Source organism: Verrucomicrobiota bacterium (genome assembly GCA_019247695.1).
GTDB lineage: Bacteria > Verrucomicrobiota > Verrucomicrobiia > Chthoniobacterales > JAFAMB01 > JAFBAP01.
Window position 1 is genome coordinate 41,149 of record JAFBAP010000053.1, and the last position, 17,665, is coordinate 58,813.

15 protein-coding genes are annotated in these 17,665 nt (G+C 61.8%); 6 read left to right on the plus strand and 9 right to left on the minus strand.

Annotated features, from left to right (window positions below; all coding sequences use genetic code 11):
- Positions 1-3: 3 nt before the first annotated feature.
- The 6 genes from JO015_05715 to JO015_05740 form a co-directional block, all read right to left on the minus strand.
- Positions 4-234, minus strand: coding sequence for a PUR family DNA/RNA-binding protein (locus tag JO015_05715; GenBank protein ID MBV9998595.1), 231 nt, complete (start codon positions 232-234; stop codon positions 4-6).
- Positions 235-306: 72 nt separating this feature from the next.
- Positions 307-1,278 carry a tryptophan--tRNA ligase gene (trpS, locus tag JO015_05720; protein ID MBV9998596.1) on the minus strand — a complete coding sequence of 324 codons (972 nt, stop codon included), beginning with the start codon at positions 1,276-1,278 and terminating at the stop codon, positions 307-309.
- Positions 1,279-1,522: 244 nt separating this feature from the next.
- On the minus strand, positions 1,523-2,788 hold the full coding sequence (locus JO015_05725) for a hypothetical protein (GenBank protein ID MBV9998597.1): 1,266 nt from the start codon (positions 2,786-2,788) through the stop codon (positions 1,523-1,525).
- An 88-nt stretch (positions 2,789-2,876) separates the two neighbouring features.
- Positions 2,877-3,410, minus strand: coding sequence for a ribonuclease H-like domain-containing protein (locus JO015_05730; protein MBV9998598.1), 534 nt, complete (start codon positions 3,408-3,410; stop codon positions 2,877-2,879).
- Positions 3,411-3,505: 95 nt separating this feature from the next.
- Positions 3,506-5,047: a hypothetical protein gene (locus tag JO015_05735; protein ID MBV9998599.1), complete on the minus strand. Its 1,542-nt coding sequence runs from the start codon at positions 5,045-5,047 to the stop codon at positions 3,506-3,508.
- A gap of 19 nt (positions 5,048-5,066) precedes the next feature.
- Positions 5,067-6,674: a DUF1957 domain-containing protein gene (locus JO015_05740; protein ID MBV9998600.1), complete on the minus strand. Its 1,608-nt coding sequence runs from the start codon at positions 6,672-6,674 to the stop codon at positions 5,067-5,069.
- A gap of 167 nt (positions 6,675-6,841) precedes the next feature.
- On the opposite strand from JO015_05740, the gene JO015_05745 reads away from it, so the two are divergent.
- From JO015_05745 to JO015_05770, 6 genes are all read left to right on the plus strand, one after another.
- Positions 6,842-7,804 carry an alpha/beta hydrolase gene (locus JO015_05745; protein ID MBV9998601.1) on the plus strand — a complete coding sequence of 321 codons (963 nt, stop codon included), beginning with the start codon at positions 6,842-6,844 and terminating at the stop codon, positions 7,802-7,804.
- Positions 7,805-8,155: 351 nt separating this feature from the next.
- A complete protein-coding gene (locus JO015_05750; protein MBV9998602.1) occupies positions 8,156-8,911 on the plus strand; it encodes a hypothetical protein in 756 nt (251 codons plus the stop codon).
- 35 nt (positions 8,912-8,946) lie between these two features.
- Positions 8,947-9,882: a biotin synthase BioB gene (gene bioB, locus JO015_05755; protein MBV9998603.1), complete on the plus strand. Its 936-nt coding sequence runs from the start codon at positions 8,947-8,949 to the stop codon at positions 9,880-9,882.
- A 61-nt stretch (positions 9,883-9,943) separates the two neighbouring features.
- Positions 9,944-12,469, plus strand: coding sequence for a DEAD/DEAH box helicase (locus JO015_05760; GenBank protein ID MBV9998604.1), 2,526 nt, complete (start codon positions 9,944-9,946; stop codon positions 12,467-12,469).
- A gap of 217 nt (positions 12,470-12,686) precedes the next feature.
- The gene (locus JO015_05765; GenBank protein MBV9998605.1) at positions 12,687-13,094 is read left to right on the plus strand and encodes a hypothetical protein; all 408 of its coding nucleotides are present in this window, start codon (positions 12,687-12,689) and stop codon (positions 13,092-13,094) included.
- Positions 13,095-13,113: 19 nt separating this feature from the next.
- A complete protein-coding gene (locus JO015_05770) occupies positions 13,114-13,953 on the plus strand; it encodes an MOSC N-terminal beta barrel domain-containing protein (GenBank protein ID MBV9998606.1) in 840 nt (279 codons plus the stop codon).
- Here the strand turns inward: JO015_05770 and JO015_05775 are convergent, their stop codons facing one another.
- The 3 genes from JO015_05775 to lgt form a co-directional block, all read right to left on the minus strand.
- The gene (locus JO015_05775) at positions 13,954-15,282 is read right to left on the minus strand and encodes a glycosyltransferase (protein ID MBV9998607.1); all 1,329 of its coding nucleotides are present in this window, start codon (positions 15,280-15,282) and stop codon (positions 13,954-13,956) included. It abuts the gene before it with no gap.
- A gap of 5 nt (positions 15,283-15,287) precedes the next feature.
- Positions 15,288-16,283 (minus strand): NAD-dependent epimerase/dehydratase family protein, encoded by a 996-nt coding sequence (locus JO015_05780; GenBank protein MBV9998608.1) that lies wholly within the window; start codon positions 16,281-16,283, stop codon positions 15,288-15,290.
- 106 nt (positions 16,284-16,389) lie between these two features.
- The gene (gene lgt, locus JO015_05785; GenBank protein ID MBV9998609.1) at positions 16,390-17,355 is read right to left on the minus strand and encodes a prolipoprotein diacylglyceryl transferase; all 966 of its coding nucleotides are present in this window, start codon (positions 17,353-17,355) and stop codon (positions 16,390-16,392) included.
- Between the last annotated feature and the right edge of the window lie 310 nt (positions 17,356-17,665).

Below are 17,665 nucleotides of genomic sequence, written 5' to 3' on the forward strand. Positions count from 1 at the left end.
GGGCTAAAGCTGCTGCTCGAACTCTACAATCCGGTGCAGCGCTTCGACGAAAGATTGCAGGCCGCTCGCCGGCAGCATGATCGTGTCTCTGCGACCGCTTACGTCTTCCGTGATCTTCAGGAAACGTCCCCGCTGATTTTCTTTCAAATCGAGGAAGAACACCTTCCGATCCACCTGAATTTTCTCAGAAACGAGGGCATCATCAGACCGATGTGATTCGTCACTGTTATTCATATAACCTGTCTGCCTGCTGCTTCCATATTTGTGGGCCGCAACTGCTTAGAACGTTATTCGTCTCCATCGCCGTTACGGATCAAACAAGCCGACGGCGGCACGAACTTTGTGCATGGTTTCCTCGGCTACCGCTCGCGCTTGCGTTGCCCCTTGCGCTAAAACGCTCTCGACGTAACCCGGGTCGGCCTCCAGCCGGGCCCGGCGTTCGCGCATGGGCCGGAACGTTTCCCAGAACTTTTCAAACAGGCGTTTCTTGAATTCGCCGTAGCCCACCCCGCCCTCACGGAATTGTCTTTCCATGAGCTGCACCTCATCGGGCGGCGCAAACAACCGGTAGAGCTGGTAAATGGTTGACCGGGACGGATCTTTGGGCGCTTCCACCGGGGTCGAGTCGGTGACGACGCTCATCACCTTTTTACGGAGTGCCTTTTCCGGCCCGAATACTTCAAGGGTATTACCGTAACTCTTACTCATCTTCTGGCCGTCCAGCCCCGGTACCGTGGCGACCTCGTCACGGATGTAGGGTTCGGGCAGGTGCAGAATTTCGCCGTAAGTCTCATTAAACTTGATGGCAAGATCCCGCGTAATCTCGAGGTGCTGCTTTTGATCTTTGCCGACCGGCACGACGTCCGACCGGTAAATCAGGATGTCTGCAGCCATCAGCACCGGGTACGCGAAAAGACCGTGTGAGGCCGGTAAGCCGCGCGCAATCTTGTCTTTATAAGAGGTGCAGCGTTCAAGCAGACCCATCGGGGTGACCGTGCTCAAAATCCACGCCAGCTCCGCCACGGCAGGGACGTCCGACTGCCGGAAAAAGCAGGCCTTGGCCGGGTCCAGCCCGCACGCCAGCAAATCGAGCGCGAGATTATGCGTGTATTCGCGCAGCGTCGGGCCGTGTTGGGTGCTGGTCAGGGCGTGGTAGCTGGCGATGAAGTAAAAGGCTTCGCCCCGGTCCTGCAGTTCCACCGCGGGACGCACCGCCCCGAAGTAGTTTCCGATGTGTAAGGCGCCGCTTGGCTGCAGCCCGGTGATGTAACGAAGCATGGCGACTCCTAGCACAGGCAGTGGCGAGTGGCGAGTGGCGAGCGCCGGGCGCCGATCGGAGCTCGGCGTTCGGCGTTCGGCGTTCGGCGTTCGGCGTTCGGAGTGGCATCCTGAGGATCGGGTGTGAGTGTCAAGTTCCGGGTTGGTGGGTCGCTCTCTGCTCTGCCTTTGTGATCCGCAGAATGATTGAGCCCGGTTCTACGACGTCTCCGAACGCCGAACGCCGGACTCCGAACTTTACCCGTCACCATTTCCAGCTTGCGATGAGGCGCTGTTCCTCCGCCGTGAGGGCGTCCCAGAGTTTGCGGTGGTCCGGCTCATAGCGATGATCCTGAAAAGCCGCCATCCTGGCACGCAACTCGTAGAGTTGCTCCAGCCGCGGCAGGGACCCGATATAGCATTCCCGCAGGAACCGGGTTGCGGCCGGGTTCTGTTCCCAGATGCCGCCGAATGAATCCAGGAAATCCAGCGCGAACTGGACGTCACCCCGGTCATTGTGTTGCCACAAATCGGGCGATGGTTCCGGCAAGTCCAGCAGCAAGGGGGCGAGGTAAAAGTTTTGCAACAGGCCCCGGCGATATTTCCTGAGGGCCTCTTTGTCGTCATCGGACTCGAACAAAGTGTAGGCCCAGCCGAACATGAGTCCGGGATCTTCCAGATCGGCGGGATAGGTTTGCTGGTACCAGGCAAAATATTCCTGCGCTTGCTCCAGCTGGCCCGCTGCCAGGTGAAGCAGGGGCAGCAGAAAGCGAAAGCCGGAGTAATCCGTCGGGTTCTCGACGAGGGTATTCTCGCCGATGCCGATGGCGTGTTGAAGGTCGCCCTGCTGCCAGGCTGCGAGCATTTGGCCGTGGCACGCTTTAAGGTAAGGACCCGGCTGGTCCTTTACGTGGAGCGGTTCCGCCGCCGCCGCCGCTTGCGCAAAATGTTCGGTTGCGACCTCAAACTGCCCTTCCTGCAACTCGATGTCGCCGGCCTCCAGCAGCGCTTCCGGCAAATTCGGGGCGAGTTCCAGCGCCTTTTTCAGAAGAACGCGCTTCTTTTCCTTGCTCCGGGTCTGCCGGACCGCTCGCACCAAACCCTGCGCCACGGAACCCGGTCCTTGGGTTTCGAGCAGGTTCTCCGCCGAACCCGTCGCGAGTTTGCTGAGCTGCAGTTCGACCTTGGCTTCGGTCCCACCATGATGGGTCCGATCACGATCGACAAGGTTGATCTGGCAGTGAAACTCCCGGGACAGGTGTTGCCAGGTGCCCTCGTCCCATTCCTCAAAATCGGGGATCTGGAGTTCGTCCGGAACCCCCCGCTCTTCGAAGAGCCGGTGCAAAAACAACTCGGCCCGGCGCTGTTCGAGTTCGCGCACGAACTCGTGGCCGACCAGCACGCCCGAGAAGCGGTGCACGACGTACAGGCAGGTCGGCAGGACAAACATCGACCCGAACTGGATCGGCACGTCCAAATCGAACCAGTCAAAACTCCAGACCTCTCGAGTCGTGCGCAACGGTTGGATCATAGGAGGCAAATTAGGGGGCGATACCCGACATTCAACCTCAACGCTCGCCTCGTTGCAGCCGGGGCGACGCGGGAGCGATTGCGATTGATTACCAGGCGACTTCGACCCGTTGTTTTCGGCTGAATTTATCCGTGTAGAACAGTTCCCCGTTCTGTTTGCCGTACTCGTGCACGAGCTTGGTCACCTTGACGTCGTAACAGCAGTACTCGGCGATTTCGAGCATCCTGCGTTCCCGCCACCATTTGATGGCGTCGATACCGTCAGCGGTCTTGCCGACGCCGAGCGTGGTTTGCGCGATGTTGTCCAGTTTCGGCTTGCTGCCGATGCGCTGCTCGATATCAACCAGCAGGTCCAGCGTCCGGACGTAGTGCGGCAGGTCGAGCACCGTATAACCCATCAACACCTCATAATCGAAGTTGATCACGTTGAAACCGACTACCAAATCGGCTTTCAGGAGTTGTTGTACCAGTTCATCCACCCGCGCTTCGCCGTAGATGCGGTACTCTTCGAGCCCCGTACTGTAAGTGACCCCAAGCGACATGCCCATGTCGCGTTTCCGATCCCATCCGCCCACGTCATTGGCGGTTCGCTGGGTTTCGAGGTCAAAGTAGACGATGTTCATTCAGAATCCTTGAAAGGCAAGAAAGCGATTACCGATGAGTCAAGTCTTTACGTACCACGCACTTCAAAGGAGAGGGGTTTTGCTTTTCAAGGCTTCTAATCGAAAGAACCGGCATCGAAACGGTACAGGTTTTCCAGGCCGGTCACGTGGTACTCCTCGACCACCCGGCCGTCCGATGCAAAAACCCGCATCCCGTTTTTCCCGTCGGGGATCCATTTGACCTGTTTGACGCCTTTCGTGGTGGACACCTGGCAGATCGGCAGGCCGTCGCTGTTGACCAGCCAGGTACCCGAGCTGTCGGCAGAAACGGTAAGCTGAAAAACCTGCTGCCGGGCGTTCTCCAATGGGTTATCGGCCGCCCTGACCGAGACGGGTGACGACTCGCCCGGATCGTTCACCGGCATCACCTGACCGTTCTTCAGGCTGAAACCGGGGAAATTCTCTCGGGCCCGGTCGAACCATTTTTCCCAGATTGACTGTTGCGCGCGGGCCTGCTGGTACCGCAGGCCGACCACGCGTTCCCGGTCGTTGGCTTTGATCAGAAGCAGCAGAACGTCCCTGTCTCGGGCTGCACTGATCCGGGTGGCCCCGCGCAAGTCCGGCGGCAGCTCCAGGTCGCGGACTTCGAGGCTGCGCACGTTGAGTTGCCTGACGAGGGCCCGGTCACCTTCCTTGACCAGCAGCCAGGCCGTGTCCTCACGGCCGGCCGCGACATCGAGCAACGGTTTGGGGTCACCGGTTTCCAGCGGAAGAGCCTGCGGGCCGTCGAGACGCCAAAGCTTTCCGGCCTCGGTCCCGACGAGGATGGTGGATTGAAGCACGGCGGCGTACGCCAGGTCGCGAGCCGGCGGCTCGAGCGACTGCCGGTTTTGCCCGTTAAGCAGCACGGGTCCTTGATCCCGAAGCAGCAGCGTCCGGGTGCCGTCACTATCGACGTCGCGCAAGCCCTCGCCCTTCTCCCGCCAGACAACGGTCTGGGTTTTCGGGTCCAGTACTTCAACGCGATCCTGGCCGAGCAGCAACAGGCCAGGGCCGGCTGCCTTCAGCCGCAGCCGGCCCGGCAGATCGACCGGTACGTGCTGCGGCTCGGCCGTCTTGGCGTCAACGATCAGCACCTCAGGTTTATCCGCCGTGACCAGGACCGCCGCCTGTTCTTTGGCGTAGAACGCCGCGTCCACCACTTCGGACGGGCGCGGTGCATCCGTGTTATCGGCGAAGTCGTTGAAGTAAAAGGCTTCCCCCGAAACGTCGACGTCTTCGCCTGCGACGATACCGCGCGCGTAATACTTGCCGCCGGGTACAGGTTTGCCCTCGGCATCGTTGCCGTCCCAATCCGCCACCAGCCCATTGAGCCCCGCCTTGAAGCTCTCGACCGGGGCGGCCCGGGCCAGCACCCGCACCAGTTTGCCCCGAGCGTCGTACACGCCGAGGCTGATCACACCTTCCACGGGCGGCGGCACAAACATGAGCTGATGCGGATTGGCCGTTTGTTCCTCTTGCGCCTGCAAGCCGGGTACGAAAGGCGAAGCCGGTCCGACGACACCCCAGGCGCACGCCGCGGCAAATCCGACCATGACGCCCAGCGCTTTTGCGCGCCTCGGATCCGTGAACAGGGAAACCGGTTGCAGAGAAATCAAGGTTTTCGGGTTCGGTGCCTCAGGGGGTTTGGCTGTTCACGGGTTCTGCATAGTACCGCCAATCCAGGTTCGGGAACAGTTTGTCGCGCCACTCGCAATTTTCCAGGAAGGCTTCATCGACGGTGCCGCCTTTGAGCTGATCGTAAAGCCGGGTGAACCGAAGCAGGTGGTCGCGCGTCTCCTTGGTCGCGAATTCGCGGGCCGTACCCGTCTTCATCAGGAACGCCCAATCGCTGGCCTGGGCCAGCAGGAGTTCCCGTGCCATCTGCTGCAGTACACGGTCTTTCCATTTAGCCGGTTTTTGTTCCGCCGTCCGCGCGCACTCGATCATCCGGCGAGCCGCAGCGTGCAGGTGCGGGTAGATCCAGGCGTTGTCTTCGCTCAGCCAGACCTCCCAGAAACCCTTGTGGCCCCAGCTTGACGGGCTCGGGTTCACCACCTGCAGCGTGTCGTGCCGTTCAAGGTAGGCGCTCGGGGTGGTCAGCTGGTACACATTCTGGTCATAGACCGTTTTACGAATGAAAAGGTCCAGAAACCTGGGGCCTTCGTACCACCAGTGGCCGAACAACTCGGCGTCGAAGGGGCTCACGACGACCGGCTCGATGTGGGTGACGTCGAGAATCTTCTGGATCTGCCGGGCCCGGCTGTTCATGAAGTCGCCGGCGTGCCAATCCGCTGCGCCCTGCGCCCAGCCGGGCACATAGACTTCTTTCGGCACCCCGCGCCCGGTGATCCGGTGATACTTGATCCCGGTGAACTTGCGGTGACCGTCCGGCGGCAGGTAGGGCCGCAGGTATTCCAGGTCGAGCTCAAAACCGATGTCCCGGTAAAAGTCGCGGTAGGCCGGATCACCGGGGTAACCTTCCCGCGCGCTCCAGACCTGCCGGCTCGATTCGCGGTCGCGCGCGAACACCGCGGGGCCGCCCGGGGTAAAGGCCGGCGCGAAAATGGCGTAACGGGGTCTGGGGTTCCCAAACATGAGCCCGTGCGCGTCGAGGATAAACCAGCGGATTTCCGCCTCCGCGAGAAAGCTTTCCAGGCCTCGAAAATACGCGCACTCGGGAATCCAGATGCCCCGGGGCGATCGCCCGAACTCGCGCACGTAATCGTCGCGCGCGATCAGTATCTGCGCGCGCACCGCCTCGGGCGTCTGCTCCATCAAGGGCAGAAAACCATGGGTGGCCGCGCAGGTGATGATCTCCAGAAAACCACGATCCTGGAAGCGGCGAAACCCTTTGACCAGGTCGCACTGCAGCCGGTCGACGTAAATTTCTTTAATCTCCTGGAACCGCGAGTGATACAACCGCGCCAGGTGATTGAAATCCGGCTGGTTTTGCGTGCGCTCGATCTCCCGCTCGGACAAGGCAATCGCACGGTCTAAATATTTAAGATAGCGTTCGCGCAACAGTTCGTCATCGAGCATGGCGCACAGCGGCGGCGTGAGCGACATCGTCAGCTTGAAAGGAACACCGTCGCGAGCCAGACCCTCGAAAACTTGCCAAAGGGGAACGTACGTTTCAGAAATCGCCTCAAAGAGCCAATCCTCTTCGAGGAACTCCGGATATTCCGGGTGTCGCACAAAGGGCAGGTGTGCGTGCAGGACCAGAGCCAAGAAACCTTTCCGCATTCACCCAAGACTTAACTGTAGACTCCTACAGCCATGCAAAGAGCTTTTTCGGATTTCTGGCGTCGACTTGACGCCCCGCCCGGCTTGCACCGTAAATAGCCCCCGTGAAATTCTCCTACAGGCTCTGGTCGCTGCTTGCTGGTTTGCTGTTGGCCGGCGGCGCCTCAATGGCCCAGCCGCAAAAACCTTTGCCTGAGCGGTACGACAACCCGCTCGGGATCGCGTTTGAGGAACTTAAATACCCGTTCCCGACGGCCTTTCTGAACCTCTATGTGGAAGGTCAGGACGTCCGGATGTGTTTCATGGACGTGCCCCCGGCCAAAAACCCGAACGGGCGCACCGTGATCCTGCTCCATGGGAAAAACTTCTGGGGCGCATACTGGGCTGAGACGATCCGTTTCCTGGCCGACCGCGGTTACCGCGTGGTTGTGCCTGACCAGATCGGGTTCGGCAAATCCACCAAGCCCGACATCCATTACAGTTTTGACTTTCTAGCCGAAAACACGGCCGGTCTCCTGGATCTGCTGCAGATCCAGAAAGCTGCCGTCGTGGGGCACTCGATGGGAGGCATGGTTGCAGCCCGCTTCGCCCGGCTTTATCCGGGGCGTACCGACGCACTCGTGCTCGAGGATCCGATCGGGCTGGAGGACTACCGCCTGACGGTGCCGCCGGCGCCGCTCGAACAGCTTTACCAGCAGGAACTGAATACCAGCCTCGAGGATTACCGAAAATACGTGCAGAGCTATTTCGTGACCTACCCCCCGGAAAAGGCGGAAGCGTTTGTTGAGCCGCGCATCCGGGTGAGCCTGAGCGGGGAGTTTCCCCGGTGGGCACGCGCCGCGGCCCTCACGACGATGATGATCTACCAGCAGCCGGTCTGTTACGAGTTACCGGACATCAAAGTGCCTACGCTCGTGATCGTGGGGCAGGAGGACCACACGGCCGTGGGCCGCGACCGCGCGCCGATCGATTTGCGCCGCAACCTCGGCCACGTCGCTGAGTTGGCCCGGAAAGCCGTGGGCCAGATTCCCGGGGCCCGCCTGGTTGAAATCCCGAGCGTCGGTCACGTGCCGCACCTTGAGGCGCCGGACCCGTTTAACCATGCCGTGGAGGACTTTTTGAAGCGCTGACAAAAATGCCGCAAATGGAAGAGAGTGGCGGGTAACGGGTAACGGGTAACGGGTAACGGGTGTCGGGTGCCGGGCGTCGGGTCGAGTAAATGCCGCGGAGGGGTGACTTCGACGGCTCGTGCGCATGGCGTGGATTCCATAACTGGCGCTGAAGGACGGGCGGGCGGCGTCGAGGCCTCCAATCCTTCCCGGCATTTCTTCCTGGGCTGACGCGCGGCGCTCTCCACCGGGTACAACGTCGCCTTCTTCCACCCGACACCCGACACCCGTTACCCGTTACCCGCCACTCTCTTCCGCTTGCGGCATTTTTCCGCTTGTGGCATTTGTGGCATTTTCTTTAAGGATTTCCGAATGGCGCGCTATTTTTTCTTGGCTTGTTGGTTAGGTCTGCTCGCCGGAGTGGCCGGGGCGCAGACGGCGGCTTCTTCCGGGCTAAGCCCGGTTCAGGCGGTCCCCCTGGCGCCGGATCGCGGCGAACACATCGTTGTGACCGGGGGTGTCTCGCTGTGGGAATGGGAGAAGTACAAATTAGAGCCGCACGACCATTGGTGGCTTAACTTCGTCCGGGCGAGCCGTCTGCGGATCGAACAGCTGCGCCAGGAGTACGGTCCGTCCGCCAGGATCACCTGGTTCGTGTTTGAGCCGGCTTACCGGCGCCGCCAAAGGCAGGAGATTGAAAATCTATTCAGCGTGATCAACTCGGTGCGCGATAAGTACGGCGTCCGCCTCGTGTATTTCCAGCGGGCCGACCAGCTCTGCGACTACTTGAATCGCGGTCAGGATCGCAGCCGTTTCAAGATCGCGTCCTTTGACTATTTCGGGCACTCGAACCGCGCGTGTTTCATGTTTGACTACAGCAACCAGATCGGCAGCGCATCCAAGGCCTGGCTGCACGAAACCGAACTGAAAAACAAACTGCGTCGCGGCGTTTTCGTCAGGAACGCCGAGGTTAAAGCCTGGGGTTGCTATACCGGCGAAGAAATGTCTCGTTACTGGTACGATGCGACCGGGGCCCGGATGCTCGGAGCGGTGGGCAAGACTCAATACATGACAAACGAGTTGCCGGTCTTGAGCTCGCCTGCGGGCCGGTGGACGTATGGGCTGTGAAGTCGCACCGTTGATGATCGATACAGCCGACTTCTATGCAGCTTCCTGACCTTGAACGGGTTTACCGCACCCCATTTTTTGACCTTATTTCCCGCGCCCGGGCAGTTTATCTTAAGCATTGGTCAGGGCAGGGAGTTCAGCTTTGCACGCTGTTAAGTATCAAGACGGGCGGCTGCAGCGAGGATTGCGCCTACTGCGCCCAGAGCGCCCGGCACTCAACGGGTTTGAAACGTGAAAATCTGCTGGGCAAGGAAGAAGTCGTGACCGTGGCCCGGCGTGCCAGGGCGAATGGAGCCACGCGGTTCTGCATGGGGGCCGCCTGGAAGGGGGTGCGTAACGGCGATACGCGGTTCGAGCAGGTGCTTGAAATCGTGCGCGAGGTCAGCGCGTTGGGAATGGAAGTGTGCGTGACGCTCGGCCAGCTTTCACAAGTGGAGGCGGAACGGTTGCGTGAGGCCGGCGTGACCGCCTACAACCATAACATCGACACCTCCGAGGAATTTTACCCGCAGATCGTGAGCACACACACGTTCCAGGACCGGTTAACCACGATCCGTGCCGTGCAAGGGGCTAACCTGGCCTTGTGCTGCGGCGGCATTATCGGGATGGGTGAAAGCGAACTCGACCGCTTGAAGATGCTGGAGGTGTTATCCGAGCTGAGTCCGGCGCCCGAAAGCGTGCCGATCAATTGCCTGGTGCCGATCCCGGGCACGCCTCTGGCCGAGCAGGCGCCCGTTGACCCATTCGAGCTTGTCCGTCTGATCGCCACGACCCGGATCGCTCTGCCCCGGGCGAGGGTGCGGCTCTCGGCCGGGCGGACCAGCTTGTCGCGCGAGGCCCAAGCGCTCTGCTTTTTTGCCGGCGCCAACTCGATTTTTTACGGCGATAAGCTTCTGACCACCGGGAATCCGGGGGTGGATGCGGATCGGGCCTTACTCCAGGCTCTTGGGTTGCACCCTTCGACCGCTTAGGGATTTCTCAGGGACCGGGGGATTTGCGTTTCGATCGGGCCGCATCGACACTGGCCTGAAGATGGTCAGTTTGATCATCCCGGACAAGTGGCAGCAGGATGCAGTCAACTACCTGCGTGAGGGTTGTGACGTGGTCCTGCATGCGCCGACGGGGGCGGGAAAGACATACGTATTTGAGTTGCTGTACGACTCCCTGAGGGGTCAGGCGGTCTACACCGTGCCTACGCGCGCCCTGGCCAATGACAAGCTGGCGGAATGGCGGAACCGGGGTTGGGACGTCGGAATTTCCACCGGTGACATTGCCGAGAACCTTAACGCCCGAGTCATTGTCGCGACGCTGGAGACCCAGAAGACCCGGATCTTACAGGGCAACGGCCCGAAGCTGCTCGTTGTGGACGAGTACCAGCTGATGGCAGATCCCGTCCGGGGCGTCAACTACGAGCTTGTCCTGGCGCTGGCGCCGCCCGAGACGCAACTGCTGCTGATGAGCGGAAGCGTGGGGAACCCGCAGGACGTGGTGACGTGGTTGCAGCGGATCGGGCGCAAGGCGCAGTTGGTGCAGCATCCGGAACGTCCGGTTCGCCTGGATGAGGTTATGCTGAACGACCTGCCGGCGCAGGCGCCGGGTTCGGTCCGCGGCTACTGGCCGCGGCTGATTGCGCGCGCGCTGTTCGCCGGCCTCGGGCCGATCCTGATCTTTGCTCCGCGCCGCAATTATGCCGAGGAGCTCGCCCGGACGCTGGCCGCAGCCGTGCCGCTGGATGATCCGCTGTCCATCAGCCAGGAACAAGCGACGCTCGCCAGCGAGCCGCTCTCCAGACTGCTTCGGAGCCGGATTGCGTTTCATCACAGCGGACTCTCTTATGCGGTGCGCGCCGGCATTATCGAACCGCTGGCCAAGCGGGGCCAGTTACGCGTCGTGGTCGCCACGATGGGCCTGGCCGCGGGAATCAACTTTTCCATGCGTTCCGTGCTGATCACGGGCACGACTTACCAGGCCGGTAACCTGCAGCTGCAGGTGCGTCCGGATGAGTTGTTGCAGATGTTCGGACGGGCCGGACGTCGCGGGCTCGACGAGGCGGGGTACGCTCTGGTTACACCGGATACGCCGCGGTTGCACGAGGCGCACCCCTTGAGGCTGCGGCGGGCGGAATCGATTGATTGGCCGTCGATGCTGGCCGTCATGGAAGGGGCACGCCGCCATGGCCGGGACCCGTTTCGCCAAGCGATGGAGTTGTCACGCCGCCTCTACTCACCCCGCCGGCTGCCGTTGGGCGTTGAAGTGGCCTATGGCGATCCGGGATTGCCCGGCCCGGCCGGTGCCGGTGCCGGTGCGGGTGAACCATCCCAGTCCGGAGCCGGTTCCAACGGTGCCGAGGGTGAACCGAAACCGTTCCGGCCATGCGGATTGCTGGTCGACGGCGAGCGGGGCCGCTTTGTCCGCCGCAACGAACCGGAAATGCGGAATTCACGGGGCGAATGGGAACGCCAGCCTCCGCCGCAACGCAGTACCCTGGCCGACCTTTGGTTCGAGGTGGCTCCAGGCCGGTGGCGGCCTGCCCTGACCGTGGCTTCCGCCGTCGCTAAACGCGGGTTCGGTAACCTCTGCAAGATTCGTTTGGACGAGCGCCGGTTTCAGTACGGGCGCGAGGTTCCGGTCGCGGTCGCGGCAGCCAATGGTTGGGCGCCGGTCAAGTGGCTTCGTAAAATCCTGCAGTCCCAGTACCCGGTCCTGGCGATTCAAAAAAGCTGGCCGCAGGGCGAATTTCTGCGCCTGGTGATGCCGGTGGCAGCCAAGACCCTGGACGGCGCACTGGTCGACTGGCGCTTGCAGGGGCGTACCGTCATCGCGCGGTTCGGGTACGGGCACCACGAGGTGGATGGTTTTCTCGACCGGCATGGCCGGTTGCTGCATGAGCCGGCAACCCGCCGGCAATACCCGGAGATTTGCGTTCCGTGTCCGTTTCGCCCGCAGTGCGAGTCGCTGGATCTGGCGGTGACGCCGTCGCTGGCTTGGCGCCAGCTTGGACTTATCGATCCCCAGGGTTACCCGACCCGCCGGGGGATGATGTTCAGCTTCTTTAACCACGGCGAAGGACTGGCGATTTCCGCCGCTTTGGAACAGCCGGAATATGCCATCGAAGACATCATCTTCGACCTCGGCAACCTGCGTGCCGGGCACCGCTTCTCCATGGATGAGTCGCGAATCGGCGGACGGCTCGGCTGGATCTGCCAGCAAACCTACCAGCGCGCAGACTTTACCGGCTACCTCGAGATGGGGGTCCCTCCCGCTTACGGCAACGGCGCCTCCGAGGTCATCCGGAACGTCGTGGAACTCTCGGTGCCGCGATACAAACTGCTTAACGAAATGATCCGGTACGGCGACATCGAACGGGTGCTGACGGAATGGCGCAGTTTGCTTCGCCAGATTGCGCAGGCGCCGGAGGTGGACTGGGATCGCTGGTGCGAGTTGCGTGCCGCGGCGGCCCGGTTCGTCACCGCGACCCAAAGCCCGGCCCTTCAGCCTCTGCCTGCCCTGCTGCCGGCCCAGATGCGGCGTTACCAGCCGCGAATGGCTTTGATCTGAGCAGGTCATCCGCAGAACACGCAGACAACGCAGAAAAGGACAAAACGTCCACAGATTACACAGATTGACACAGATCAAGAGGACCCCGGCGGCCCCCCCATACTTGGCAGCAACTCTGAAGTTGACACGGGCCTGTCGCACCCATGCTGCCGGGCCGAACGCCGAACCCCGAACTTTACTCGTTACCCGTTACGCGCTACGCGTTACGCGTTACTCCATGAGCCTGCCCGTCGATGATCGTCTTCCTGGCCAGCGCTGGGCGCAAGGCCTGATGGCCGGCTTCGTTATCCTCTTCGCGGGCATCGCCGGGCTGGTGGCCTGGGAACGCCAGCACCGGTCAGAACTCGAATTGGTGCGCCAGCCGACGGCGGTCGGCGATCCGGTGACGCTGCGGTACGATCCGAAGCAAAACCCCGCAGCCGAGATCCTGAAGTGGCACGGCCAACCCTACTACCTCCAGTCCAATGCAATGCTGAGAATCCCGGATTACGACGTGACTAAACTTGCCCGCGACGACAGCGGCCGGATACAGCTTTACCGTGCCAACGGCAACGATGAGAACGATGGCCGGCTCGTGCTGGTCAAGGTTGATCACGATGCGTTCCTGCGATTGACCAGCCGGTAGGCCCACGCCAGTTCGTCCCATGATCGTATCCGCGATTTACATCTACCCGGTCAAGTCCTGCCGCGGTATTTCCGTGCAGGAAGCGGAGGTAACACCGGCAGGCTTTCGGCGCGACCGTGAATTTCTGGTGGTCGATAAGGACGGCGGCTTCCTTACCCAGCGCACCACACCCGCACTGGCCTTGGTAGAGGTCGAGCTGGCCGGCGACGGCCTGCGGCTGCGTGTTCCGGAGGCAGGCTCCCTCCGGCTCCCGTGGCCGTCCGGCGAACCTGCGCATCCGATGGCCGTGAAGATATGGCGTGATACGGTCACGGCCTGGGATGCCGGCGACGAGGCGGCCGCGTGGTTCAGCGAGTACCTGGGCCGGCCTTGTCGTGTGGTCCGAAGGGGAAACGGGTTCCGGCGCGAGATTCCACCGGCGAAGGTCCCGGAGGTTCACCGCGAGGCCTTGCCCGACCCGTTGGTTTCGTTTGCGGATGCCTTTCCCTACCTGATCGCCTCGGAATCTTCCTTGCAGGACCTGAACTCCAGGCTGGATCGACCCGTTCCGATGGACCGGTTCCGCCCGAACATCGTTATTCGAGGTTGCGATTGCCCGTACGTTGAGGACCGGTGGCAGGTGATTCGGATCGGCGCCACCACGTTCCGGCACGGCGGTCCGTGTGTACGTTGTGTGGTGACGACGACCGACCAGCGTACGCTTGAGCGCAGCCCGGAGCCGCTGCGTACCCTGGCGACTTATCGCCGGGTGCCGGAAGGCGGCGTTATCTTTGCGGTGAATTTCTTCAGTGACCGGCATGACGGCGCCGTACGGGTGGGAATGCCCGTGGAGGTGGTGGCTTCCGGGATCGCAGGTTAGTTAGGTCGGCGGTGCAGCCCGCGCCCGCCTCGTGGTGATAACCCGCAACGCGCTCGCCAGGGTGCGCCGCGACGCGGCCGCAAGGCGCACGCTGGCGGCGGAGCCGGCCGTACCGAGGCCGGGCGGGTGCCTGCGGGTCCGGATTTCCCGCACGACGCCTCCCGATCGTACCTCAATTTCCTGGCTGCCCCAGCGGATCCGGCGCGAGAACCAGCTGGCCAGCCACGCCGTAAACTCGGTAAAAACCAGTACCGGGCTCAAGGCAAGCACCAGGCCGGGCGGGACCTCGATCTTCAGGCTCCGATTGAAATGCATTTGCACCGCGACCCGCATTAACAGAACGGCGGGCACGACCAGCCAGGTGATTCTTCCGCAGATCAGGCCCAGGGAAATCAGGAGCGGCAGCGTGAAAACGACACCCGCACCGGCAAATCCCGCCGGCTTGCTGACGCGGTAGGTCACCGCCGCCCGCCGTTGATGAGCCCAGAATTCCGGCCAGTCGAGCGCATCGGCCCGCAGCAGGACCGGCCTTCGGCACAGGTACAAGCCGAAGCCGCGCTCCCGCAAAGCACGGCCGATCTGAAAATCATCAGCCAGATCGTGGGCGAATCGTTCCCAGCCGGCCAGAGCTTCCCACATGTGCCGCGTAAGGCCCAGGCACGCCCCGAAAACCGCCGTCGGCCGGCCTGCCAGCCGCGACCATGCGTCGCCCATGAGCAAAAATGTCAGTGTGCCCATTGCGTCTGCCAACTGGGGAAGCGTATCAAGATCACCGAAGCGGTAAGCGGCCATGACGGCCGTGGCCCCGTCCAGCTGCGTACGGACCTCTCGCAGGAGCGCCGGGCCGGGCACGGCCTCCGAGTCGAACAGGACCCACCGGTCACGGCCGGCATAAGGGGTCATTTGCACGAGTTTCGACACCTTGCGATTAGGTAATCCGGATGCCCGGCAGTGAATAACCTTTACTCGGGGGTCGCGTGCCGCGACGGCCAAAAGGGAGGGCGTCAAAACCGTTTCGATATCTTCCACGCCGAAGATCACTTCGTCATCCGGTTGCAGCTGTTCAACAAATCGCAGCAGGTCACCAAGGCGGGGTGCGTCAAACGTTTTCAAGGGGCGGAAAAAGGTAACGGCGCCGCCGGCAGCCGCAGCGTTGCCGGGCCCGGGTTTGCCTGGACGGTGAGAGGTTACGGCACGATCTGCCTTGCGGTGACCGGGCCGCCAACGCCGCCGGACCAGCCGGGCGCCGCCGCACCAGAAAAGCAATTGTGCACCGGCCCAAATCCAGATCCAGATCCAGATCCAGAGCCATTGCCACCAGGACTCCATGGCGTTTATGCAGGGATCAGGGCGTGTTCGCGGAAGTAAGTCACCGCATCCCGAATCGCCTCATCAATGCCGCGCGGCGCATAACCGAGCTCGGCGATGGCTTTGCTCGAATCGAAAAACAGGCAGTACCGGCTGGTGCGCACCGCCTCGATCGCCGCCGCCGGTTCACGCCGATAATGATGGCTGGCTCGCTCGCTGATCTCGGCCACGAGCCGGCACGCCCAGTACGGCGCCACCACCTTTGGAGCCCGGTACCGGCCGTAAGGTTCGACCTTCTGCAGGAACTGGCGGAGCCAGAGATTCTGGCATCCCAGCAGGTAACGTTGGCCGGAGATGCCCCGGTGCAGCGCCAGGAGGTGTCCGAGGGCTACATCGCGAACGTCCACAAAATTCAGCCCGGTGTGCGAAACAACCGGGAATCTACCGGATAAAAAATCGACCAGGATCCGGCCGGTCGGGGTTGGCCGCTGATCGCCGGGTCCGATCACGGCCGTCGGCAGCACGCTGACGATGGGCCAGCCGTGACGACAACGCTGTTGCACCTCATGGTACGCCAGGAGCTTGGAACGTTTATATGGCCCCGGCGCCTGGTCGGCGGTCATCAGTTCAGCCTCGTTCTGTTCACCTTGCTTGCGCGGAGCAAGAATGCCGCAGGTGCTGGTGTAGACGACTTTCTCCACGCCGGCCCGGCACGCTGCCTCCAGCACGTTAACCGTGCCTTGCACGTTGTTCCGGTAAATCTCGTCAGTTTCGGTGGACCAGAACCGGTAATCGCCCGCCACGTGAAATACGTAACGGCAATCCCGCAAAGGTTCGGCCAAAGTGTCGGGTCGGGTGATGTCTGCCTCAAACCAACAGATCCCAGGATCTTTCTCCGGCAACGGCGCACCCAGCGAGCGGGTCACACCGCGCACTTTGCACCCGGCGCGCAGCAACTCCCTGGCCACATGCCAGCCCAGAAAGCCCCGTGCCCCGGTCACCAGGACCTCACAATTGGTCATGCTCTCATTCTTTCGGTTTGAACGTTTCCTTTATTTGGCAGCCGCGTGCAGAGAATGCCACCGAGGTGTGCGGGTGGCAATGGCTCGCCTGCTCGCCGGGCAGCCGTTAAGGTGCAGGCCGTATTTGCCGGGCCCGCAGATAGGCGTGAACCCAAAATCCGATCCCCACAAGGATCATGAATAACGAAAGGAATTGGCCCCGGCTGAACGGGCCGGTGAGCGGCGCATCCGGTTCCCGGAAGGTTTCACCAAAAATCCGTACGGCGGCATACGCGATAAAAAAAAGGCCCGTAACCACGCCGTCAGGTTTGCGAACCTTCAGGCGCACCGCCAGCAAAAGCACGAACAGGAACAACCCTTCCAGAAGCGCCTCATACAATTGGCTCGGATGGCGCGGCGTTAAAATGCCGGCCAGCACGGATCGCACCGGCCCACTGGTGCGAGCGGCCTGGAGGACGGCTTCAACCGAATCCAGGTTGGGATCGAGTTGGTGGACCTGACTTAGGGCTCGGGCCGCCTCGTCCGGATGGTCAAGCAGCTCGGCCGGGAACTGCATGGCCCACGGAACGGTCGCCGCCCGGCCGTAAAGCTCGCCGTTGATGAAATTCGCGATGCGCCCGAAAAAAAGGCCGATCGGCGCGACGGCGACGAGATTGTCGCCCAGGCCGGGCCAGGAGAGGTGATGCCTGCGGGCATAAATCAGGCTGAAAACAATCAAGCCCAGGATACCGCCGTGACTCGACATGCCTCCATCCCATACGCGCAGGATGCCGAGCGGATCCTCCGTCAGCATCTCCGGCCGGTAAAAAAGCACGTACCCCAGCCGGCCGCCGGCCAACACCCCGAAGAGCGCAGCGTAGAAAGTGAAATCGCCCACCTGCGATTCCTTCAAAGGGCCATACCCGCGCCGCGCCAGCCACTTCAACAGGTAAAATGCCCCGGTAAACCCGCAGAGGTAAGCCAGGCCGTAATAGCGGATGCCGAATTGAGGCCCGAAACGGATCAGGAACGGGCTGAGATGGTGCACGTAATAGGCGAGCCACATGTCGAATGCCACGGCAGAAAATGCCACAAATGGAAGAGAGTGTCGGGTAACGGGTAACGGGTAACGGGTAACGGGTAACGGGTAACGGGTAACGGGTAACGGGTAACGGGTAACGGGTAACGGGTAACGGGTGTCGGGTCACACGGCGGGCACAGCGGGTTTGGCGGGCACGACGTAAGAGTTCACACGGCGAGCCACGGCGGGAAGAGGAGAGAGTTCGGGGTTCGGAGTTCGGAGTGGGGGGTGGGTGCGAGTCTCGGCCTTAGAGTTGCCGCCGGGTCCTCTTAATCTGTGTCAAGCTGTGTAATCTGTGGATGCTTTCCTCTTTTCTGCGTGT